This window comes from Noviherbaspirillum phoenicis (assembly GCF_047237965.1).
Taxonomy (GTDB): Bacteria; Pseudomonadota; Gammaproteobacteria; order Burkholderiales; family Burkholderiaceae_D; genus Noviherbaspirillum_A.
Window position 1 is genome coordinate 2,565,195 of the sequence record NZ_JBDFLX010000001.1, and the last position, 19,394, is coordinate 2,584,588.

At 63.3% G+C, this 19,394-nt stretch carries 24 protein-coding genes; 11 read left to right on the forward strand and 13 right to left on the reverse strand.

Annotation, left to right across the window (positions count from 1 at the left end):
- Positions 1 to 61: 61 nt before the first annotated feature.
- A complete protein-coding gene (locus ABC383_RS11595) occupies positions 62 to 1,447 on the forward strand; it encodes a right-handed parallel beta-helix repeat-containing protein (protein WP_413014087.1) in 1,386 nt (461 codons plus the stop codon).
- Positions 1,448 to 1,474: 27 nt separating this feature from the next.
- On the opposite strand, the gene ABC383_RS11600 is transcribed toward ABC383_RS11595, so the two are convergent.
- Complete coding sequence (locus ABC383_RS11600) at positions 1,475 to 1,654, reverse strand: hypothetical protein (RefSeq protein ID WP_413014089.1); 180 nt, start codon at positions 1,652 to 1,654, stop codon at positions 1,475 to 1,477.
- Between the two features lie 137 nt (positions 1,655 to 1,791).
- Between ABC383_RS11600 and ABC383_RS11605 the strand changes: the two genes are divergently transcribed.
- Positions 1,792 to 2,241 carry a hypothetical protein gene (locus ABC383_RS11605; RefSeq protein ID WP_413014091.1) on the forward strand — a complete coding sequence of 150 codons (450 nt, stop codon included), beginning with the start codon at positions 1,792 to 1,794 and terminating at the stop codon, positions 2,239 to 2,241.
- On the opposite strand, the gene ABC383_RS11610 is transcribed toward ABC383_RS11605, so the two are convergent.
- From ABC383_RS11610 to ABC383_RS11635, 6 genes are all read right to left on the reverse strand, one after another.
- Positions 2,242 to 3,189, reverse strand: coding sequence for a LysR family transcriptional regulator (locus tag ABC383_RS11610; RefSeq protein ID WP_413014093.1), 948 nt, complete (start codon positions 3,187 to 3,189; stop codon positions 2,242 to 2,244).
- A gap of 25 nt (positions 3,190 to 3,214) precedes the next feature.
- Positions 3,215 to 3,949, reverse strand: a complete 735-nt coding sequence (locus ABC383_RS11615; protein ID WP_413014094.1) for a sensor histidine kinase — start codon at positions 3,947 to 3,949, stop codon at positions 3,215 to 3,217.
- Positions 3,946 to 4,356: a response regulator gene (locus ABC383_RS11620; protein WP_413016317.1), complete on the reverse strand. Its 411-nt coding sequence runs from the start codon at positions 4,354 to 4,356 to the stop codon at positions 3,946 to 3,948. The genes ABC383_RS11615 and ABC383_RS11620 overlap by 4 nt, the downstream gene beginning before the upstream one ends.
- Before the next feature lie 58 nt (positions 4,357 to 4,414).
- On the reverse strand, positions 4,415 to 5,752 hold the full coding sequence (locus ABC383_RS11625) for a PAS domain-containing sensor histidine kinase (protein WP_413014096.1): 1,338 nt from the start codon (positions 5,750 to 5,752) through the stop codon (positions 4,415 to 4,417).
- An 83-nt stretch (positions 5,753 to 5,835) separates the two neighbouring features.
- The gene (locus ABC383_RS11630) at positions 5,836 to 6,327 is read right to left on the reverse strand and encodes a response regulator (protein WP_413014097.1); all 492 of its coding nucleotides are present in this window, start codon (positions 6,325 to 6,327) and stop codon (positions 5,836 to 5,838) included.
- Between the two features lie 175 nt (positions 6,328 to 6,502).
- Positions 6,503 to 6,715: a hypothetical protein gene (locus ABC383_RS11635; RefSeq protein WP_413014099.1), complete on the reverse strand. Its 213-nt coding sequence runs from the start codon at positions 6,713 to 6,715 to the stop codon at positions 6,503 to 6,505.
- Between the two features lie 138 nt (positions 6,716 to 6,853).
- Between ABC383_RS11635 and ABC383_RS11640 the strand changes: the two genes are divergently transcribed.
- The 3 genes from ABC383_RS11640 to ABC383_RS11650 all read left to right on the forward strand — a co-directional run bounded on the left by ABC383_RS11640 (position 6,854) and on the right by ABC383_RS11650 (position 8,874).
- A complete protein-coding gene (locus ABC383_RS11640) occupies positions 6,854 to 7,138 on the forward strand; it encodes a hypothetical protein (RefSeq protein WP_413014101.1) in 285 nt (94 codons plus the stop codon).
- Positions 7,139 to 7,151: 13 nt separating this feature from the next.
- Entirely contained in the window at positions 7,152 to 7,787 is a 636-nt protein-coding gene (locus tag ABC383_RS11645; protein ID WP_194711434.1) for a response regulator, read from the forward strand.
- A 223-nt stretch (positions 7,788 to 8,010) separates the two neighbouring features.
- A complete protein-coding gene (locus ABC383_RS11650) occupies positions 8,011 to 8,874 on the forward strand; it encodes a Crp/Fnr family transcriptional regulator (RefSeq protein ID WP_413014102.1) in 864 nt (287 codons plus the stop codon).
- Between the two features lie 61 nt (positions 8,875 to 8,935).
- On the opposite strand, the gene ABC383_RS11655 is transcribed toward ABC383_RS11650, so the two are convergent.
- Positions 8,936 to 9,634, reverse strand: a complete 699-nt coding sequence (locus ABC383_RS11655) for an oxidoreductase (RefSeq protein WP_413014104.1) — start codon at positions 9,632 to 9,634, stop codon at positions 8,936 to 8,938.
- Positions 9,635 to 9,774: 140 nt separating this feature from the next.
- On the opposite strand from ABC383_RS11655, the gene ABC383_RS11660 reads away from it, so the two are divergent.
- Together ABC383_RS11660 and ABC383_RS11665 are read left to right on the forward strand one after the other, a co-directional pair.
- A complete protein-coding gene (locus ABC383_RS11660) occupies positions 9,775 to 9,987 on the forward strand; it encodes a hypothetical protein (RefSeq protein ID WP_413014105.1) in 213 nt (70 codons plus the stop codon).
- Between the two features lie 132 nt (positions 9,988 to 10,119).
- Positions 10,120 to 10,971: an MOSC domain-containing protein gene (locus tag ABC383_RS11665; protein WP_413014107.1), complete on the forward strand. Its 852-nt coding sequence runs from the start codon at positions 10,120 to 10,122 to the stop codon at positions 10,969 to 10,971.
- Between the two features lie 63 nt (positions 10,972 to 11,034).
- On the opposite strand, the gene ABC383_RS11670 is transcribed toward ABC383_RS11665, so the two are convergent.
- The 5 genes from ABC383_RS11670 to ABC383_RS11690 are packed head-to-tail and all read right to left on the reverse strand — an operon-like array spanning position 11,035 to position 15,217.
- Positions 11,035 to 11,304 (reverse strand): YfhL family 4Fe-4S dicluster ferredoxin, encoded by a 270-nt coding sequence (locus ABC383_RS11670; protein ID WP_413014108.1) that lies wholly within the window; start codon positions 11,302 to 11,304, stop codon positions 11,035 to 11,037.
- Between the two features lie 24 nt (positions 11,305 to 11,328).
- Positions 11,329 to 11,817, reverse strand: a complete 489-nt coding sequence (gene coaD / locus ABC383_RS11675; RefSeq protein WP_194711429.1) for a pantetheine-phosphate adenylyltransferase — start codon at positions 11,815 to 11,817, stop codon at positions 11,329 to 11,331.
- Positions 11,818 to 11,852: 35 nt separating this feature from the next.
- Positions 11,853 to 12,491 (reverse strand): 16S rRNA (guanine(966)-N(2))-methyltransferase RsmD, encoded by a 639-nt coding sequence (gene rsmD / locus ABC383_RS11680; RefSeq protein WP_413014110.1) that lies wholly within the window; start codon positions 12,489 to 12,491, stop codon positions 11,853 to 11,855.
- On the reverse strand, positions 12,488 to 13,837 hold the full coding sequence (locus tag ABC383_RS11685) for a M16 family metallopeptidase (protein WP_413014112.1): 1,350 nt from the start codon (positions 13,835 to 13,837) through the stop codon (positions 12,488 to 12,490). Before ABC383_RS11685 ends, rsmD begins: the two co-directional genes overlap by 4 nt.
- Before the next feature lie 12 nt (positions 13,838 to 13,849).
- Positions 13,850 to 15,217 (reverse strand): M16 family metallopeptidase, encoded by a 1,368-nt coding sequence (locus tag ABC383_RS11690; RefSeq protein WP_413014114.1) that lies wholly within the window; start codon positions 15,215 to 15,217, stop codon positions 13,850 to 13,852.
- A 140-nt stretch (positions 15,218 to 15,357) separates the two neighbouring features.
- Here ABC383_RS11690 and ftsY point away from each other — a divergent pair, with 140 nt between their 5' ends.
- The 4 genes from ftsY to rpoH all read left to right on the forward strand — a co-directional run bounded on the left by ftsY (position 15,358) and on the right by rpoH (position 19,372).
- The gene (ftsY, locus tag ABC383_RS11695) at positions 15,358 to 16,461 is read left to right on the forward strand and encodes a signal recognition particle-docking protein FtsY (RefSeq protein WP_413016319.1); all 1,104 of its coding nucleotides are present in this window, start codon (positions 15,358 to 15,360) and stop codon (positions 16,459 to 16,461) included.
- A gap of 30 nt (positions 16,462 to 16,491) precedes the next feature.
- Positions 16,492 to 17,178, forward strand: coding sequence for a cell division ATP-binding protein FtsE (locus ABC383_RS11700; protein ID WP_413016321.1), 687 nt, complete (start codon positions 16,492 to 16,494; stop codon positions 17,176 to 17,178).
- Positions 17,175 to 18,101, forward strand: a complete 927-nt coding sequence (locus ABC383_RS11705) for a cell division protein FtsX (RefSeq protein ID WP_413014116.1) — start codon at positions 17,175 to 17,177, stop codon at positions 18,099 to 18,101. Before ABC383_RS11700 ends, ABC383_RS11705 begins: the two co-directional genes overlap by 4 nt.
- A 371-nt stretch (positions 18,102 to 18,472) precedes the next feature.
- Complete coding sequence (gene rpoH, locus ABC383_RS11710; RefSeq protein WP_413014118.1) at positions 18,473 to 19,372, forward strand: RNA polymerase sigma factor RpoH; 900 nt, start codon at positions 18,473 to 18,475, stop codon at positions 19,370 to 19,372.
- Positions 19,373 to 19,394 lie beyond the last annotated feature (22 nt).

Genomic DNA, 19,394 nt, shown 5'->3' on the forward strand with positions numbered 1-19,394 from the left:
CACGCGTACCAACGCATCAATGCAAGCCCGGCATCGCGGCCCGCATGCAACCCGAGTGCTGATGCACTGCGCTGTTCGCTGCCTGGCAGCCGCGCCCATGCTGCTTGCGCTGCATGCCGCCGGCGCAGCCGCCGAGCCATCGCTGCCACCCGATTCCTCCTTCAAAGGCGATCTGATCGGCGATGGCCGCGGCGGCGTGGTCGTCAAGCCTTATACCCCGCCGGACGAGGTGCGCGATGGCGGCCGGCTGGAGCCGCGCAGCCTGTCCACCGCCGATGAAGCCGCCTCCGCCGCGCTGCGCAAGTCTTTCCCGCCCGGGCCGATGACGCTGGAAGTCGGCCCCGGCCGCAAGATACGCACCATTGCCGAGGCCGCCAGGCTGGCAAGGGATGGCGACACCATCCTGATCGATCCTGGCGTCTATGGCCGCGATGTCGCGATCTTCACCCAGGACCGGCTGACCATACGCGCCGTCGGCGGCCGCGCCCGGCTCGATGCCGCCGGCGCCAGCGCCGAGGACAAGGCGACCTGGGTGGTGCGCGGCGGCCATATCCAGGTGGAGAACATCGAATTCATTGGCGCGCGCTCGTCGGCGCAGAACGGCGCCGGCATCCGCTTCGAAGCGGGCAAGCTGGTGCTGCGCAACTGCCTGTTCCGGGACAACGAGAACGGCATTCTCACCAGCAGCAACAGCAAGGCCGAACTGGAGATCGAGAATTCCGAGTTCGACCATAACGGCACGGTGGAAGGCTATGCGCATCAACTCTACGCCGGCAACATTGCGCGGCTGCGGGTCAGCGGCAGCTACTTCCACCGCACGGTCGGCGGCCATTTGTTGAAGAGCCGCGCCGCCTACAACACCATCATCTACAACCGCCTGACCGATGAAGCCGGCGGCGAAGCCAGCTACGAACTCGAGTTCCCCAATGGCGGCCTGGCCTATGTGGTGGGCAACCTGATCCAGCAAAGCGCCACGTCGCCTAACCCGGCTATCGTTGCGGTGGGCCTGGAAGGCTATCGCTGGCCCAAGAACGCGCTTTACCTGGCCAACAACACCATCGTCGACGACCGCGCCGCGGACGGCGTGTTCCTGCGTGCCGCACCCGGCCTGCAGGCCATCAAGGCGGTCAACAATCTGCTGGTCGGCGAAGGCAAGCGCGATGCCGGCGTCTTTGCCGCCAAGCAGAATCCTCAGCGGCAGCCAGCCGATGGCACCCGGATCGAATCAGGCGGCAACTTCAGCGTGGGCCGCGATGCCTTCTCAGCGCCCGAACGGCTGGACTACCGCATGAGGCCGGACCATGCGCTGCCTGGCGCATACCAGTCGCCGGGCACGGCCAACGGCATCGACCTCACGCCGCGCGCGGAATATGCGCATCCGGCCGGCACCAAACACCTGAACGGCACGCCGTCGCTTCCGGGCGCGTTCCAGAGCACCGGACGCTGATGCGCGCCGGCGCCGGCCTCGACGACCTCAGCTTCCCTTGCGGCCGCTGCCGGACTTCTTGCCGCCGCCGGACACCTTGTTCTCCGTCGCCCAGGCGCGCCGCTCGGCTTCCTTCTCGGGCACGCCCCGCTTCTCGTAGCCTTCTGCAATGTGCTCGGCCTGGCGCTTCTGCTTGTCGGTATAGGCCGACTTGTCTCCGGTAGGCATGGTCGTCTCCATTCATGAGTTGATCCAGATGAAAATTTGGAGAAGTGCTTGACGGCTTTGGTTCCCACGGTGAACCACTTGCCTGCTTTGACACCTAATTGCCATTACCTAATGCATCAACCAGACAAAGGCAAACCATGACCAGTATTCCCGATGACCAGCCGGACCAGGACATTCCACCTGTCCCGGGGGTTGAGCCAGCCGGCGCAGACAGCGCGCCGCCATCCGCTGCGGCGCAGTCGGACGGCACTGCCGCGCCTGGCGAGACCAGCCTGGCGGACGATGCAATGACGCTGCTGTCGGAGCACAAGGGCAAGCTCGCCATCGGTGTGGCCGCAACGCTGGGCATGATGGTGTACTACGGCTGGCGGGAAAAGCGGCTGGCCAAGACCGATCCGGAGGAATATGCGCGGCTGCAGCGGCTCAAGGCCGTGGTGCGCCATACCGACGACACGCCCAAGCCCAGAACCACGCGCCGGGCCGCAGCCAGGCCTGCCGATGCCGCACAGGCTGGCGACCTGAACACGGGGCGCCATGATGACGACAGCAGTACGCCAGGCGGCGACGCAATACCCGACAAGACCTGATCAGGCGTGCTGCTCGTTGAGGCCGTAATTGATGCTGGCGAAGTGGTTGCGCATCCACTTGTGCGATGGGTTGCGGGTATCGCGCTCATGCCACAGCATGTCGACGTGCACGATGGGCAGCGCAAACGGCAGTTCCTTGGCCACCAGCGACTCGATCACGCCGGTCGACGCCACCAGATGGCGCGGCACTACCGAGATCAGGTCGGTGCCGGCGACCACCCTTCCCACCGTATAGAACTGATTGACGGTCAGCGCGATGCGGCGCTGCCGCCCCATCGCGGCCAGCGCTTCATCGGCCGGCCCGTGCGCGCGGCCTGAAAAGCTCACCAGCGCATGATGGGCGGCGCAGTAGCTGTCGATCGTCAGCTCGGTCGATGCCAGGGGATGGTCCTTGCGCATGATGCAGACCGACTCGCTGCTGTACAGGCGCTGATGGCGAATGGCCGACACCGAACTCTGGCCGCCGCTCAGCTGCGCCACCACGCCCGGGAAATTCCCGATCGCCATGTCGATGTCGCTTTGCAGCAGCATGGCGCGCGGGTCGCGCGTGGTCAGCGGCAGCATCCGGATATCCACGCCGGGCGCCTCTTCCTTGATGGCCCGCATCAGCCGCGGCAACAGCAGCGAGGCGGTTGAGTCGGCCATCGCCAGGCGAAAGGTGGCATGGGTTTCGGAGACATCGAAGTTTTCCGGCGCAATCGCCGCTTCCAGCGACGACAGCGCACTGCGCACTGCGGGCCACAGTTCCTCGGCGCGGGCGGTCGGCTTCATGCCATGCGCGGTGCGCACCAGCAGTTCATCGTCCAGCGTTTCGCGCAGGCGCTTCAGGGCATTCGACACGGCTGGCTGGGTGGTGGCCAGGCGCTCGGCGGCACGGGTCAGGTTTTGCTCCGTCATCACGGCGTCGAAAATGCGCAGCAGATTCAGGTCGAAGGTGCGAAAGCTCATGGCAGGAGGTGGTTGGCTCGGTTATTCAGTTGTCCAGTGGATCCGCGGTTCGGTCGTCCGGCGAAGGATGTGCAAGCGCAAGCGTGACCACGACGCGGGTGCCCTGCCCGGCTGCGCTGTCGAGCTGCATGGCGCCGCCGAAGAAGGCGGCGCGCTCGGCGATGCGGCGCAAGCCATGGCTGCGCTGAAGGTCGCAGGCAGCCGCGTCGAAGCCGGCGCCATCGTCGGCCACGGTCAGGGTGACCGTGCGTGCCGCACCGTCCAGCGCGAGGCTTGCCTGCACCTGGCTGGCGTCGGCATGCAGGCGCACATTCGTGAGCAATTCCTGGAACATGCGAAACAGCGCAACCGCCTGCGCCGGCTCCAGCGCAAGCTCGTCATCGGGCAGCGCAAGCGTCACATTAATCGCATGACGCTCGCCAAAGTCGGCAAGGTATTCTTCCAGCGCCATCTTCAGCCCGACCACGTCCAGCGCGCCCGGCCGCAACTCGCTCTGGACCTGGCGCGCGGTCCTTGTCAGCCCGGCCAGGATGGCATTGGCCTTCGCCCATTGCTCGGCAGCCCCGGGGGCGTCGGCGGGCTGGCGCGCCAGCAACGCCATGCGCATCGCCAGCGCCGTCAGCGCCGATCCGAACTCGTTGTGCAGCGTGCGTGCCAGCTGCAGTTTTTCGCGCTCGCTGACCTCCTCCGCATGGGCCAGCATCGCCCGCAGGCGGGCATTCTCGGCGTCGGGTGATTCGTTCCGGTCGGAGGATGTCATGACATTTCGCTGCACAGGGACAGGCGCTGCTCATCGATGAACCTGAGCAGCGCCTCGGCGGCCAGCGGCTTGACCAGGTGGTGATCGAAGCCGGCGCGGATGGCCCGCTCCCGGTCGCTGGACTGGCCGTAACCGGTGACGGCCGCCATCACCATGCGCCGGTCGCCCGCAAGCTGGCGCAGCGCGGGCGCCAGCGCATAGCCGTCCATGCCGGGCAGCCCGATATCGGACAACACCAGCTGCGGGTGAAATTGCTTCGCGATGTCCAGCGCCGACGCGCCGTTGGCGGCGGTACGGACCTGGTGGCCGTACAGGCTCAGCAGGTCCGACATGGATGCGCTCGCATCTTCATTGTCGTCGACCAGCAGAATGCGGATTGCGGACTCGTTGTTGGCACTGATATTGATTTCTGCTCCTGAACGTCGGTAGGAAAATCGCCGTCGGACGCACGGCGAACGCCTGACATTATAGGCTTACCGGATCGACCTGATCGTTTGTCAGTGGCAACTGCACCGAGACCACCGTGCCGCTATTGCGTCCCTTGGAGAAGGAGACGGTGCCGCCGAGGAAAGCGGCGCGCTCCTGCAGGCCACGAAGTCCGTAGGCGTTGGGCCGGTCCCGGCTTTCAGGCGACAGGCCGATGCCGTTATCGCGCACGGTCAGCGCCACGCGGTCTTCATCCACATCCAGGATGATGTCCACATGGGTGGCCTGCGCATGCTTGACCACATTGTTGAGTATTTCCTGCAGCATGCGGTAGACGGTGATTTCCAGCTTGTGGCCAATGGCAATGTCTTCGTCCGGCAGGCTGAGGTCGTACTCGATGTTGCCGCGCTGCCTGAAGTCATCGATCAGCTCATGGATCGCGGCCTTGATGCCGAACAGGTCCAGCATGGTGGGGCGCAACTCGGTCTGCATGCGTCGTGTCGTGGTGACCAGGGAGCGCAGCAGGTTCTGGATCTTGGCCTTGCGCTCGGTCCACTGGGTGTCGCTCGGAAGCAGCGGATAAGCGCCTTCCATATGCATGGACAGGGACGTCAGCGATGCGCCCATGTCGTCATGCAGTTCGCGCGCGATGGCGCGCTTTTCTTCCTCGCGTACCGTTTCGAGATGGTCGGCCAGGCGCCGCAGCGTGGCCGTGCGTCGCGAGACAATCTCTTCCAGCCGCGATTCGCGGGCGCGCAGCGTGTCTTCCGCCTCCTTGCGGCTGCTGATGTCGGTGCTGATGCAGACCACGCCGAGCGCCTCGCCGTCCGGACCCAGCCATGGCGACATGGTTGTCGCAAAGGTGCGCCTCGTCTCTGACGGTCCCACGCTGTGTTCTACGGTTAGCGACACCTTTTCCTGGACCACGCGGCTGTCGTCCATCGCTTCGTGGCCCACGCCGCCAGCGCCGCCCAGCAGGGCGCCCAGCGGCTGGCCTAACGCCTGCTCACGGCTCCTGCCCAGCATGCACAGGCCCGCAGGATTTGCGAAGACCAGCATGCCATCACGGTTCCTGACGAAGATGGGATCGGCGGTGCTGTCACTGACAGCGGCCAGAAGGGACATGGTTTCCGAAAGACCGCTGGTGGCGTGACGCAGGTCCTGGTGCGCGCGGTCGGCAAGGCGGGCAGCCTGCCAGAACACCAGCAGAAGAATGAGGCAGTCGGCCAGCGTCAGCAGGAACACCAGCGTGGACAAGGAATACAGGCTGTGCAGGGCGCCCCGGTACAGCGCCCAGTTGACGCCAGCCAGCGCCATCAAGGCCAACGGCAAGGCGCGGCGCAGCATGTGGGCGCCGGGACGGTGTTGGCCATCCATTCCCGGCATCCGGCCTGACGATCCGGCGTCCTTCCCGTCGCGAACGGATTGATCAGTCACCACGGAAGCATGCGCCTCTCATCTCAACTGTCGATGCCGGTCTGCGAAAGACGCGACAGCAGCATTTGCAGTTGTGGAAATTCGCTTGTTTTGTCGAAGAAAAACTGCACGCCATACTGTTCACAGATGCGGCGATAGGTCCCGCTCACATGGTTGCTCAGCACGATCTTGAGGGTTTTTGCATAAGCCGGATCGGCTGAAAGAACCCGCAACAGATTGATGCCATTGCCCTGGCGCAGCTGGATGTCCAGGATCAGCACGTCGCATGGCTGCTCCTGCAGCATGGACAAGGCCTCGGTTTCGGTCTCTGCGATGCCTAGCAGCCGCAGCTTGGGAATACGCGCAAGGTTTTCACTGATGAGATCGCTGATGATGTGCGAGTCTTCGACCAGCATCACCCGCAACGCCGCCTGCTTCTGTTCAAGCAACGATGCATCGCGCTGGGCCGGCATCATGTGCCGGCCTGCGTCGCGTTGAAGCGCTCTCGTTGTATGTTCATGGTCGAGAAGTCTCATCCCGTTTGTATGTCCAGATGTAATTGAGTGATTTGCGCGGTAATTCATCGTCTGTCCTCCGCGCGTTTCAGTTGAATATTTATAACATTATTCATCGATCGCCTATCGCCGTATTGAGCAGGTCGCACTTCCAGCCCAAATAGGCTGGCTGCATGGGCCATCCCTTGTGCCGGGGTCAGCCGAGGACACGCAGCAGCGAAACCAGCAGCGATGCTTCGCCGAGCTCGGCAATGCTGGCGCTGGCTGTTGTAGCCCATGCGCCCATTACCACGCCGGCACTGGCGAGGATGCCGCGTGCCAGGCTGGCCTGGGGCTTGCTCGAAAAGATGGCAATGGCGACCAGCCACGACAGGACCACGGCGATCGCCGAGAAAAGAACCAGTTCCATGATGCGCTCCAAAGGAGGACCACACAGGTTTTCCGCACTCTGCGGATAGCATTGGCCCTTGGAAAGAATCGTAGCACCTGGGCGGGTGGGCAGATATAGGACACCTCCCCGACACTTTGTAGGAAAAACGGAAATTTCATGGCGCTTACTGTTGCGCTGCATGGAATTTTTATCCGGCTCCTTGGTCGAACCCACAAGCTCATGCGGTCGACTGTAACCAAAAGTATGGAAAGCTACTTTAGGTTCAAAGCATTGAGGCTTGTTGAACTATGGCAGCAATGGTGTACGGTTGGATCGAATGGGGTGCAAAAAGATGTTTTGAAATGGGATGGAAACGCTACAATCTTCGGCAGAAACTTATGGCTTTTTTACTGCGCGCCGATGCGTGGTGAATACAAATACTTCGATGCAAACCTGATTTAAAGTCGCAATACCTATGATAAAAATCCTTGTAGTTGACGACCATGCAGTTGTGCGCGCCGGGGTCCACTATTTCATTTCAGAGATTCCCGGCATGGAGATCGCCGCTGAAGCCGGAACGGCCCAGGAAGCCATACGCCTGATCCGGTCGCAGGAATTCGATATCGTCCTCCTCGACATCGCCATGCCGGACAAGAGCGGCGTGGAAGTGCTGAAGCAGATCAAGCGTGAAAAGCCCGAGTTGCCCGTGCTGATGCTGAGCATGCATCCGGAAAGCCGTTATGCCGTGCAGATCTTGCGCAGCGGCGCATCGGGCTATGTGCAGAAGGAAGCATTGGCAACGGAACTGGTCAACGCGATCAACACCATTGTTCGCGGCCACAAGTACATCAGCCCTGCGGTGGCGGAGCTGCTGACGGCGGACCCGGCGAGCGCGGATACCGAGAAGCCGCTGCATGAAATGCTGTCGGCGCGTGAATACCAGATTTTTTACAAGCTGGGCCAGGGCGAAGGCGTGACCAAGATCGCCGATGAGCTCTGCCTGAGCGTGAAGACCGTCAGCACCTATCGCTCACGGGTGCTGGAGAAGATGAACATGACCAATAATGCCGACATCATCTACTACGCGATCAAGCAGAACCTGATCGACTGAGCCTTGCAGGTGAGCGCATGGCACCATGCGCTCACCGATACACCGCACTACCCCCCGCCTGATTTCCCCTCTACTGTAGAGTCCTACGCTACCCCCTTCCAGCCTTACATAGATGTCAGCGCAATCCCACAGACAAATGGGATTTACACCGATGCTCCGTTCGCTGACGCTATGCAATGATGCCTTCATGGAAACGTCGAACAAGATAACGGGGGAATCAATCATGGCAAACGTAATGAATGCTTTCGGTACTGCTACGGAACGGGCAGTCGCAAAGCCGGCCGTCGCGCCGGTCGCCAGAAAGAAGGCCGAAGGCAAGTCTGCGCAGCCACGCCATCCCGCCGTTGCGCCGGTGCGCATCAGCGCGCTGTACGGGCATAACCCGAAACAGAACCAGCTGCTGAACGCGCTTCCGGACGAAGACTTCGAACGGCTGCTGCCGCACCTGGAATTCATCTCCATGCCCTTCGACATGACGGTATGCGAGGCTGAAACCCAGATGAACCATGTCTACTTCCTGACCAGCAGCGTCGTTTCGCTGCTGTATGAGACCCGCGACGGCGCGTCGGCCGAGATTGCCGTGATCGGCAATGAAGGCATCGTCGGCGTCACGCTCTTCATGGGTGGCGGCGCCAGCCCGAACCGGGCAGTGGTCAAGAGCGCCGGCTACGGCTTCCGCCTCAAGGCCAGCGTGTTCATGGAAGAATTCCGCCGTGGCGGCGCATTGCAGCAGTCGCTGCTGCGCTATACCAATGCCCTGATCGCGCAGATGTCGCATACCGCCGTCTGCAACCGCCACCACAACGTGATGCAGCAATTGTGCCGCTGGCTGCTGCTGACGCTGGATCGCCTGCCATCCAATGAAATGGCTGTCTCCCAGGGACTGATCGCCACCATGCTGGGCGTGCGCCGTGAAAGCGTGACCGAAGCCGCGGGCAAGCTGCAGGATGAAGGCATGATCCAGTACCGTCGCGGACACATCACGGTGATGGACCGCGTGGGCCTGGAAAGCCGGGCATGCGAATGCTATGCAGGCGTGAAGAAGGAATACGACAGACTCAAGTGCAGTCACGCCAAGCAGAAGTAGGTAGTCTACTCTCGGACCGGCTGCGACACTGCCGGCATTGAGAACGGGCGTTGACTCCTGATCAGGGAATCAACGCCATTTTTCTGAGCTGTGCATTTTCCAAAAGACGCACGCCCACATCAGGCAACCGGGATGCCTGCACCAGCGCCGCCGCAACCTGTTCGGCATCGATCGGACGCCAGCGCGGCGGCAGCAGCACGCCCAGCCGCTTGCCCAATTCCTCGCCCCACCGCCACTCGGCGCGGTCTCCGAGCAGCAACGATGGCCTGGCGATGGTCAATGAGGGATAGTCCAGGGCCTTCAAGTCATCTTCAAGCTCACCCTTGACCCGGTAATAGAAGTTGGCTGACTGGGCATCCGCGCCCATTGAACTCACCACGAGGAAATGGCTGGCCCCCTGGGCCAGCGCCAGGCGGGCGACCTCCAGCACATAGTCATGATCCACCCGGCGGAACGCCGCGCCCGAGCCGGCCTGCCGCATCGTGGTGCCGAGTGCGCAGATCACCTGGCTGCAGGCCAGCCATGCCGGATGGGATGCCAGATTGTCGAAGTCCACCACCTGCTGCGCCAGCTTGCCCTGTTCATTCCAGACGGCCGGAATCCGCTGGAGCGGCCGCCGGGTCAGTGTCCTTACCCTGGCCACCGTCGGGTCTGCCATCAGCAGGCGCAGGCATGCGCTGCCAACCAGGCCGGTGGCCCCGACCAGCAGCACCGTCCTGCCCCCGGCCATGCTTGATCCGCTGATTGCTGCGTCATTCATGGGCTGCAACCATACAGGGCTTTGCGGACCAGCGATGGGAGCCGACGCAAAGGAAAGCATGCTTAAGTGGGTTAGCAGACAGAGCGCCGCCGGCGGCCCTGCTATAGATGGGCCGTAGCACACGCCACGGAGAATCGAGTATGACCCCGAAACAGCCACTGCCCATCGCCGAGCTGAGCGCGGACGCTTACCGCAAATGCATCATGCGCATCGATGTCGGCATGACCGACACGCAGGGCATGACGCCGGAAGAAGAGATGCATCAGGCCATACGCTATGCGGTTGCGAGCGCACGCTGCCTGGAAGCGCGGGTAGTGCTGGAGCGCGCACTCGATGATCTTTCATTCAACTGACCCACGGGCAGCCGCACATGTGACCGCTGCGGGCCGGTATGGCGGCGCAGCATCTCGAAACCCATGCAGGCATGGGGAAGCCGTACGCCGGTGATAGAATCCGGCCTTCGCGCCTCTTACGGAACCGCAAGCATGCCCCTGATCAGCCAGCTGGTTTTCTATCCGATCAAGTCCTGCGCAGGCATTAGCCTTTCGAGCGCCACCCTCACTGGCGCCGGCCTGATGCACGAGCATATTTACGACAGGGAATGGATGCTGGTGGACGATGCCGGCAATTTCCTTACCCAACGCGAATACCCGAAGATGGCGCTGGTCGAGCCGCGCCTTCGCAGCGACACCATGGAACTGCGCGCGCCCGGCATGCTGCGTCTGGAAATTCCGCTGGACCTTCCCGACCCGGAGCACGCGCCAACGCGCGAAGTGAAGCTATGGCAGCACGTCCTGAAGGCCTATGACTGCGACGACCTCACCCGCACCTGGTTCTCCCGGCTGCTGGGCGTATCGTGCCACCTGGTGCGCTTTCACCCGGACGCCCATCATCCGGTCAATCCGGCGCGCACTGGCGGCATGGAGATCGGCACCCTGTTTGCCGATGGTTATCCGCTGCTGCTGATCGGCAAGGCTTCGCTGGACGAGCTTAACGACCGCCTCCTCGCGCAAGGCCGCGCCGCGCTGACCATGGACAGGTTCCGCCCCAATATCGTGATCGCCGACGCGCCGGCCCATGAGGAAGACCATGCGGCCCGGCTGCTGATTGGACAGAGCGAGATCCGGCCGGTCAAGCCCTGCCCGCGCTGCCCGATTCCCTCGATCGACCAGCAGACCGGCGAGCCTGGCCCGGACCCGCTCGACATCCTGCGCACCTACCGGACCGGCGTCGGCGGCATCGATGGCATTGCATTCGGGATGAACTGCATCGTCACCCGCGGCGAAGGAGAAGTGCTGCGGGTGGGACAGGAATTGGAACTGGAACTGGCGTTCTGAGGCCAGGTTCGCGTTGCCTGCCGTCGCCAGCAACGCCGGGACAGGCGGCAACGGCCAGCAGCCCTACTTTCCGGCCTTCTCGTTCTTCTCCGCCTGCAGCCGCTCGTACTTGGCCTGCAGTTCTTCGGGAGTCTCGCGCCAGGCAGGATTGAATGGAATGCAGCTGACCGGGCAGACCTGCTGGCACTGCGGCTCGCTGAAATGCCCGACGCACTCGGTGCATTTATGGGGATCGATCTCGTAGATTTCCTCGCCGAGATAGATCGCCTCGTTCGGGCATTCCGGCTCGCAAACGTCGCAGTTGATGCATTCGTCGGTAATCAGCAAGGCCATGACTGGCAACTCCTCATGCCTGGCTCAGGCAGCCTGTTCGGCAATTTTCTGCTTCAGCCATTTTTCCACTGACGGGAAAACGAACTTGGACACGTCGCCGCCCAGCACCGCGATCTCGCGCACGATGGTGCCCGAGATGAACTGGTACTGGTCGGACGGCGTCAGGAACAGGGTTTCCACATCCGGCAGCAGGTAACGGTTCATGCCCGCCATCTGGAATTCATATTCGAAGTCAGACACTGCCCGCAGCCCGCGCACGATCACGCGGGCATCATGGGTGCGCACGAAGTCCTTGAGCAGGCCGGAAAAGCTTTCCACCTTCACATTCGGATAGTGACCGAGCACCTCGTTGGCGATGGTCAGTCGCTCTTCCAGCGAAAAGAACGGCCGCTTGGCCTTGCTGTCGGCAACCCCGACCACCAGCGTGTCAAACAGACCCGACGCGCGGCGCACCAGATCTTCATGTCCACGTGTCAGCGGATCGAACGTTCCCGGATAAATGGCTGTGACCATGATGGCTCCCTAAATTGAACGCGCATTATGCCTGATTAAGCAGCAGGTTGAAGAGTGAAAAGATGGTAATGGACCATGCCTGCGCGATCCGACCGCAGCAGTTGCCATCCCTGCAGCCATTCGGGCGGCGGCACGGTGTCGAGCGCCATCTCGGCTTCGACATAGACCAGCCCGCCTGGCGTGAGCAGGCGTTCGCATAGCGGGAGCATACGCTGCAGCCAATCCTGATGGTAGGGGGGATCCAGGAAAATCAGGCCAAACCGGGCATCGGACCGCGCTAGCGCGGCAGCGGTGGCCAGCGCGTCGCCGCGCCGCGCTTCCACCTTGTCAGCCTTGAGCTTGTCGCAAACGGCCTGCAGCTGGCGCACCGCCGCCGGCTGCGACTCCACCATCAGCACCCGCGCCGCGCCGCGGCTGGCCGCTTCCAGGCCGAGCCCGCCGCTGCCGGCAAACAGGTCCAGGCACTGCAGGTCGTGCCAGTCGCGGTCCAGCAGATGATCGAGCCAGTTGAACAGGGTTTCGCGCACGCGGTCGGGCGTGGGCCGCAAGCCCTCGGCATCCATCACCGGCAGCGGCGTGCGCTTCCACTGGCCGCCGAGGATGCGCACCTGGCGCGGCGCATGGCGTGGCGCGGCGGATGCCTGGCGCGATGCGCCGGTACGATGATGCTTCATGGCTTCTGCATGCCGACCACGACAGTGACCAGGCGGTCATCCGCGATCTTGCGGCCGAACGCGGCACGGATGTCGGCGATGGTGACCTTTTCCACGTTGGCAGTCCAGGTGTCGAGATAGTCCAGCGGCAAGCCATAGAAGCCGATGACGGCCAGGTTGTCCAGGATCTTGCGGTTGCTATCGATGCGCAACGCAAAGCCGCCGATCAGGTTGTCCTTGGCCGCCTTCAGTTCGGCCGCGGTGGGTCCGTTGCGCAGATAGTCGCCCAGCGTGTCGCGCGCCACTTTCAGCGCCGTCGCGGTTTCCGCCTTCTGCGTCTGCAGGCCGATCTGGAACGGGCCGGGCTGAGCCAGCGGACTGAAATAGCTGTAGACGCTATAGGCCAGGCCGCGCTTCTCGCGCACTTCGTGCGTCAGGCGCGAGACGAAGCCGCCGCCGCCAAGTATGTAGTTGCCCACGGTCAGCGCAAAGAAATCCGGGTCGCCGCGCTGCAGCGCAGGCGCGCCGATCAGCACATGCGACTGCGAGGCCGGATGCGCAATCCACTCTTCCTTGGCCTGGGCCGGCGGCGTGGCAGGCAGTGGCGGCAAGGCGCTGCCCTGCGGCAGGCGGCGTGTCAGTTGCTGCGCAATCGCATCGGCCTCTTCCCGCGACACATCGCCTATCAGCGCCACCACCGCATGGTTGGCGACATAGTGGGCGGCATGGAATGCCACCAGGTCTTCACGGTTGATGGACTCGATCGACGCCACCGTTTCCTCGCGGCCGTAGGGATGCTCGCCGTAGGCGGTCCGGGAAAAGGTCCGCTGGGCAATCACTTCCGGCCGGGTCAGGCCCTCCCGGATCGACGCCGCCACGCGCGCCTTGTCACGCTCCAGCAGGTCGGCCGGATAGCTGGGCTGGGCCAGCAGGCGCCCAAGCAGTTGTACCGCTTCATCGCGTTCGGCCCTGGAAGACAGGGTGCGCAGCGAGGCGCCAGCGCGGTCGCTGCCGCCGCCGCCGCCGCGCTGGGCGGCGATGTTGGCGAAGGCTTCCGATATCTGCGCCTCCGTCAGCGCCGGCTCGACCCTGCCGTCATCGAGCTTCGCCTCGCGCAGTCCGCGCGCCAGCATCGCATTGGCCAGGCCCGACACGCCGGTCTTGGCCTGCGGGTCGCGGCGCGAGCCGGCGTCGAATTCCACGCTCATGTCCACGACCGGAATCGTGTGGCTTTCGACGAAGTAGACTTGCGCGCCATTGGCCAGCGTCCAGTGCTGGATCTTCAGGGCGGCATGCGCGGCGCCAACGGACAGGGCCAGCAGCAATGCGAGGAAAAGCTTGTGCATGAAAGAGATCTTGTTTGGCATGAAGTCATGTCCTCAATGGCGCAGGCCGGCGGGCGGCGCTGCGGGCTTCTTGTCAGCCAGGGGCAGCGGCACCAGGGTAGCCACGGTCAGCTGGTCATCGTTGAAATACTTGGCCGCCACCGCCTGCACCTGCTGCGCCGTGACCTGGCCCAGCTTCTCGATGATGCGGTCGATCTGCCGGTGGGAAATGCCGGTCATTTCCATCACGCCGATCTCCATTGCCTGGCCGAAGATGGAGTCGCGCTTGTAGATCTGGCTGGCGATCAGCTGGTTCTTCACGCGCCGCAACTCGCCCTCGGTCACGCCTTCCTGGGCAATGCGCTGCACCTCGGCGCGCAGCAGCTTTTCCAGTTGCTCGGTGCTGGTGCCGGCGGCGGGCACGCCGTCGAGCACGAACAGCACCGGGCCGCGCGCATTGGCCGAATAGCTGGCGCCGACCGAGTTGGCGACCCGCTCGGTACGCACCAGGCGCGCCGGCAGGCGCGCATTGTCGAAGCCGTCCAGCACCGCCGACAGCACGTCGAGCGCATGAACGTCGTCATCCTTTTCCACATCGCGCAGGGTCGGTACCTTGAATGCCAGCGCCACGTAGGGATTTTCCGCTGGCGCCTTGACCGTAACCCGCCGGATGCCTTCCTGCACCGGCTCTTCCTGCGGCTTGGTGACCGGGATGCGCTTGCGCGTGATCTTGCCGAAATGCTTTTCCGCCAGCGCCTTGACCTGCTGCGCATCGACATCGCCGGTGACGACCATGACGGCGTTGTTGGGCGCATACCAGCGATCGTGCCAGGCGCGGGCATCGTCCACCGTCATGTTCTGCAGGTCATTCATCCAGCCGACGATGGGATGGTGATAGGGATGGGCCTTGAAGGCGGCCGCGTTCAGGGCTTCATTGAGCTTGCCCTGGGGCTGGTCGTCGGTGCGCAGGCGCCGCTCTTCCATCACTACCCGGATTTCACGCGAGAATTCTTCCTTGTCGAACACCAGGTTGGCCATGCGGTCCGCTTCCAGCGCCATCACCGCCTCCAGCCGCGACTTCTCGATCTGCTGGTAATAACCGGTGTAATCCTTGCTGGTAAAGGCATTTTCGCGTCCGCCCAGCGCGGCCACCCGCGCGCTGAACTCGCCGGGCTTCAGGCTCTTGGTGCCCTTGAACATCATGTGCTCCAGCGCATGGGCCACGCCGGTGGTGCCGTTCAATTCATCCATGGAGCCGATGCGGTACCAGATCATGTGGGCCGCGGTCGGGGCGCGATGATCCTCCTTGACGATGATCTTCATGCCATTGTCCAGCATGAATTCCTGCGCCGGCTCGGCTGCGGCCAGCGAGCAGATGGCCAGCATGCAGGCCGAGGCGATTGCCTTGATACGAAATTTCATAGTCTCGCTCTGCTAGAATAGGGAACCCGATTTTCCACGCCGCATGCGGCTCTGGCGTTCCGAAAAACAAGGCACTGATTGTATCCGCTTGCAGCCATCCCGGTTGCCTGGCGCCATTGACCGCAACGACTCCCGATCCGATGTTCAGTTTCTTCAAGCGCAAACCCAAAGACACGCCCACCGATACCGAGACTGCGCCGCCAGCGACCGCGCCCGCCCCGGCGCCTGCCGCGCCAGCTGCGCCTGTGGCGCCCATTGCGCCAGTCCTGGCCCCGCAAGCCATTCCCGAGCCCGCCGCCGTTGCGCAGCAGGCAGTCGTGGTGCCGGTGGAAACGCCTGCCGAAACACGGCAGTCGTGGATGAAGCGCCTGAAGGCCGGCCTGTCCAAGACCTCGACCAACCTGACCACCCTGTTCGTCGGCGCCCGCATCGACGACGAACTGTACGAGGAGCTGGAAGCGGCGCTGCTGATGGCCGATGCCGGCGTGGAGGCGACCCAGTTCCTGCTCAATGGGCTCAAGCGCCGGGTCAAGGAACAGAAGCTGAGCGACGCATCCCAGGTCAAGACCGCGCTGCGGGCACTGATGGTGGAACTGCTCACGCCGCTGCAGAAACCGCTGGTGCTGGGCCGCGAGCAGCCGCTGGTGCTGATGATTGCCGGCGTCAACGGTGCCGGCAAGACCACCACCATCGGCAAGCTGGCCAAGCACATGCAGGCACATGGCCAGTCGGTGCTGCTGGCCGCCGGCGACACCTTCCGCGCGGCGGCGCGCGAGCAGCTCACGGTCTGGGGCGAACGCAACAACGTCACCGTCATTTCGCAGCAGTCGGGCGACCCGGCCGCGGTGGCCTTCGACGCGGTGCATTCGGCGCAGGCCAGAAAGACCGATGTGGTGATGGTCGACACCGCAGGCCGCCTGCCGACCCAGCTGCACCTGATGGACGAACTGAAGAAGATCAAGCGCGTGATCGGCAAGGGCATGGCCTCGGCCCCGCATGAAGTGCTGCTGGTCATCGATGGCAACACCGGCCAGAACGCGCTGGCCCAGGTGCAGGCGTTCGACGATGCGCTTGGCCTGACCGGCCTCGTCATCACCAAGCTCGACGGCACCGCCAAGGGCGGCGTGCTGGCAGCGATCGCCAAGGTGCGACCGGTGCCAGTCTACTTCATCGGCGTGGGCGAGAAGATCGAGGATTTGCAGCCGTTCAATGCCGAAGACTTTGTCGACGCGCTGCTGAGCTGACGCGCATCCGGGAAGCGAATACACATGGCCATGATCGAATTTCACGACGTCTCCAAGCGGTATCCGGGCGGATCGGCTGCCCTGTCGGAGGTGTCGCTGTCCATTGCCAGCGGTGAACTGGTGTTCCTGGCCGGTCCGTCCGGCGCCGGCAAGTCCACGCTGCTGAAAATGATTGCCGCTATCGAGCGCCCCAGCGCCGGCCGGGTGCTTGTCAATGGCCAGGAAGTGAGCAGCATCAAGCAGCGCGGCTTGCCGTATCTGCGCCGCAAGCTCGGCCTGATCCTGCAGGAGCAGCGTTTGCTGATGGACCGGAATGTGCTGGCCAATGTGATGCTGCCGCTGGTGGTCGCCGGTATCGCCGGCGAGGATGCGGACAAGCGCGCCCGCGCCGCGCTGGGCAAGGTCGGGCTGCTGTCCAAGGCGGCCAGCATGCCGCTGAGCCTGTCGGGCGGCGAGCAGCAGCGGGTGGCGATCGCGCGCGCCATCGTGCACCGGCCGCAGGTCATCATTGCCGACGAACCGACCGCCAACCTCGACCGCGACAGCGCCAACCTGGTGCTGTCGACGCTGAAGGCATTCCACGGCGCCGGCGTGACCTGCGTGATATCGACCCACGACGAATATTTTCTGGATCGCGCCGACCGCGTGATCTATCTGAGCCAGGGCCGGGTCACCGAAGCCTGGCGGCGTAATCCGGTGGAAGAGGACGTGGCATGAAGGTGTGGTTGCGGCAGCATGTGTTTGCCCTGAAGGGCGCGATTCCGCGTCCGGGACGCGGCTTTGGCAGCTTCGCCTTCAATGTGCTGGTGGTGGCGATCGCGCTGGCCCTGCCCTTCGCCGGCCTGACTGTGCTGGAAAACATGCGGCCGGTGTCGGCCCAGCTGGCGGTCGAACCGGAAATCAGCGTTTTCCTCTCGATGGACACGCCGCGTGCGCGCGCCTCGGCGCTGGCGCCCGAAATCCAGCGGGTGCTGCAGGCCAGCCAGACCGGCGGCACCATCGAATTCATCCCCCGGGAAAATGCACTGAGCGCGCTGAAGGAACGCAGCGCCATTGCCGACGCAGTGACTACGCTGGGCAACAATCCGCTGCCGGACAGTTATGTGCTCAAGCTGGCCGGCTTCGAGAATGCGCAGGATGCCCGTCGCGTGGACGACATCGCGGTACAGATCAAGGCATTGCCGGGCGTGGAATATGTGCAGGTGGATTCGGCCTGGGTGCAGCGGCTGTCGGCGTTGCTCAATGTGCTGAGAATGGCGCTGCTGTTCCTGGCAGCCACGCTGGGCGTAGTGGTGGTGGCGGTGGTGTTCAATACGATACGGCTGCAGGTCATGACGCAACGCGAGGAAATCGAGGTGTCGCGACTGGTCGGCGCCACCGACGGCTTCATCTGCCGGCCCTTCTATTACAGTGGCGCCCTGCTCGGGCTGGCTGCCGGCGCGCTTGCGCTGGGCGTGGTTGCCCTGGGCATGCGTCCGCTGAATGCCGCCATTGCGGAATTTGCCCGTCTCTATGCGTCCGAATTCCAGTTGCTGCCGCTGGGCTGGCTGCTGACCACGGCCTTGCTGCTGCTCAGTTCATTCCTGGGCCTGTGCGGCGCCATGTTGTCGGTCCGGCGTCATCTCGGGCGCGCAAGCTGAAGATTGCCGGGAACAATTGCAGAGCGCGCGGGTCATAGTAGGGCAACTTCTTCAGCAGTTTTCTTTCTTATCAGTTACCAACGTCTATCCCGTTCATCCAGTGTAAACATTTGCTATGTCGGTCAACCAAGTGCGTTGATCGATTCGTCATGTCCCCCCATACAGCGGCCGGGCGGGCAAACTTTTAGTCTGGTCTGGGTTCTAAAATTTCAGCAAGGTTGTGTATCTTTCGCGGAACGTCGATAGGGTTTTTCCTATGCCGCTGGTTGGGATAGCCGATTAGCAGTCCGGATGCGGGAGTGCTAATATAGAACCTGCAAAAGATTTCGTTTAGTCAAGACAAATTTACGTCTAGTTAGCAAGGAGAAAGCATGAAAGCATCGACCTCGTCGGATGCGATAGTAGCTGCAGGCCAAAATGCACTGGCCCTCGGTTTCTCTGGCAATCTGGGCAATATCGACGCGTATATTTCCGCGGTAAACCGCCTGCCCATGTTGACGCAGGAGGAGGAAGTTTCCCTGGCGCGTCGCTGGCGCGACACCAACGACCTCGCCGCTGCCCAGGGCCTGGTGCTGTCGCATCTGCGGCTGGTGGTATCGATCGCGCGCGGCTATCTGGGTTACGGCCTGCCGCACGCCGACCTGATCCAGGAAGGCAATATCGGTCTGATGAAGGCAGTCAAGCGTTTCGATCCGGACCAGGGCGTTCGCCTGGTGTCTTATGCAATGCACTGGATCAAGGCGGAAATGCATGAGTACATCCTGAAGAACTGGCGGCTGGTCAAGGTGGCAACCACCAAGGCGCAGCGCAAGCTGTTCTTCAATCTGCGCAGCCACAAGGAAGGCCTGGACTCGATGACGCCGGCGCAGGTCGACGCGCTGGCCAAGACGCTGAATGTGAAGCGCGAGGAAGTGATCGAGATGGAAACCCGGCTGTCCGGCCGCGACATCGCGCTGGAAGCGCCGACGGACGACGAGGACGACAAGTTCTCGCCGATCGCCTACCTGTCTTCCGACAACTCGGAGCCCAGCAAGGTGCTGGAAGCGCAGGCGTTCGACCGGCTGCAATCCGAGGGCCTGGCCAGTGCGCTGGAAAAGCTCGATCCGCGCTCGCGCCGCATCGTCGAGGCGCGCTGGCTGGCCAATGACGACGGTTCAGGCGCAACCCTGCATGAGCTGGCGGATGAGTTCGGCGTGTCGGCCGAGCGCATCAGGCAGATCGAAGCGGTCGCGCTGAAGAAAATGAAGGGCAGCCTGGCCAGCTACGTCTGACGTCAGGCCTGGCTGGAAACAG

Coding starts and splice junctions, on each gene's coding strand:
- ABC383_RS11595 (WP_413014087.1), top strand. CDS start 62: ATGCACTGCGCTGTTCGCTGCCTGGCAGCCGCGCCCATGCTGCTTGCG.
- ABC383_RS11600 (WP_413014089.1), bottom strand. CDS start 1,654: ATGCCTACCGGAGACAAGTCGGCCTATACCGACAAGCAGAAGCGCCAG.
- ABC383_RS11605 (WP_413014091.1), top strand. CDS start 1,792: ATGACCAGTATTCCCGATGACCAGCCGGACCAGGACATTCCACCTGTC.
- ABC383_RS11610 (WP_413014093.1), bottom strand. CDS start 3,189: ATGAGCTTTCGCACCTTCGACCTGAATCTGCTGCGCATTTTCGACGCC.
- ABC383_RS11615 (WP_413014094.1), bottom strand. CDS start 3,949: ATGACATCCTCCGACCGGAACGAATCACCCGACGCCGAGAATGCCCGC.
- ABC383_RS11625 (WP_413014096.1), bottom strand. CDS start 5,752: ATGGATGGCCAACACCGTCCCGGCGCCCACATGCTGCGCCGCGCCTTG.
- ABC383_RS11630 (WP_413014097.1), bottom strand. CDS start 6,327: ATGAGACTTCTCGACCATGAACATACAACGAGAGCGCTTCAACGCGAC.
- ABC383_RS11635 (WP_413014099.1), bottom strand. CDS start 6,715: ATGGAACTGGTTCTTTTCTCGGCGATCGCCGTGGTCCTGTCGTGGCTG.
- ABC383_RS11640 (WP_413014101.1), top strand. CDS start 6,854: ATGGCGCTTACTGTTGCGCTGCATGGAATTTTTATCCGGCTCCTTGGT.
- ABC383_RS11645 (WP_194711434.1), top strand. CDS start 7,152: ATGATAAAAATCCTTGTAGTTGACGACCATGCAGTTGTGCGCGCCGGG.
- ABC383_RS11650 (WP_413014102.1), top strand. CDS start 8,011: ATGGCAAACGTAATGAATGCTTTCGGTACTGCTACGGAACGGGCAGTC.
- ABC383_RS11655 (WP_413014104.1), bottom strand. CDS start 9,634: ATGAATGACGCAGCAATCAGCGGATCAAGCATGGCCGGGGGCAGGACG.
- ABC383_RS11660 (WP_413014105.1), top strand. CDS start 9,775: ATGACCCCGAAACAGCCACTGCCCATCGCCGAGCTGAGCGCGGACGCT.
- ABC383_RS11665 (WP_413014107.1), top strand. CDS start 10,120: ATGCCCCTGATCAGCCAGCTGGTTTTCTATCCGATCAAGTCCTGCGCA.
- ABC383_RS11670 (WP_413014108.1), bottom strand. CDS start 11,304: ATGGCCTTGCTGATTACCGACGAATGCATCAACTGCGACGTTTGCGAG.
- coaD (WP_194711429.1), bottom strand. CDS start 11,817: ATGGTCACAGCCATTTATCCGGGAACGTTCGATCCGCTGACACGTGGA.
- rsmD (WP_413014110.1), bottom strand. CDS start 12,491: ATGAAGCATCATCGTACCGGCGCATCGCGCCAGGCATCCGCCGCGCCA.
- ABC383_RS11685 (WP_413014112.1), bottom strand. CDS start 13,837: ATGCCAAACAAGATCTCTTTCATGCACAAGCTTTTCCTCGCATTGCTG.
- ABC383_RS11690 (WP_413014114.1), bottom strand. CDS start 15,217: ATGAAATTTCGTATCAAGGCAATCGCCTCGGCCTGCATGCTGGCCATC.
- ftsY (WP_413016319.1), top strand. CDS start 15,358: ATGTTCAGTTTCTTCAAGCGCAAACCCAAAGACACGCCCACCGATACC.
- ABC383_RS11700 (WP_413016321.1), top strand. CDS start 16,492: ATGATCGAATTTCACGACGTCTCCAAGCGGTATCCGGGCGGATCGGCT.
- ABC383_RS11705 (WP_413014116.1), top strand. CDS start 17,175: ATGAAGGTGTGGTTGCGGCAGCATGTGTTTGCCCTGAAGGGCGCGATT.
- rpoH (WP_413014118.1), top strand. CDS start 18,473: ATGAAAGCATCGACCTCGTCGGATGCGATAGTAGCTGCAGGCCAAAAT.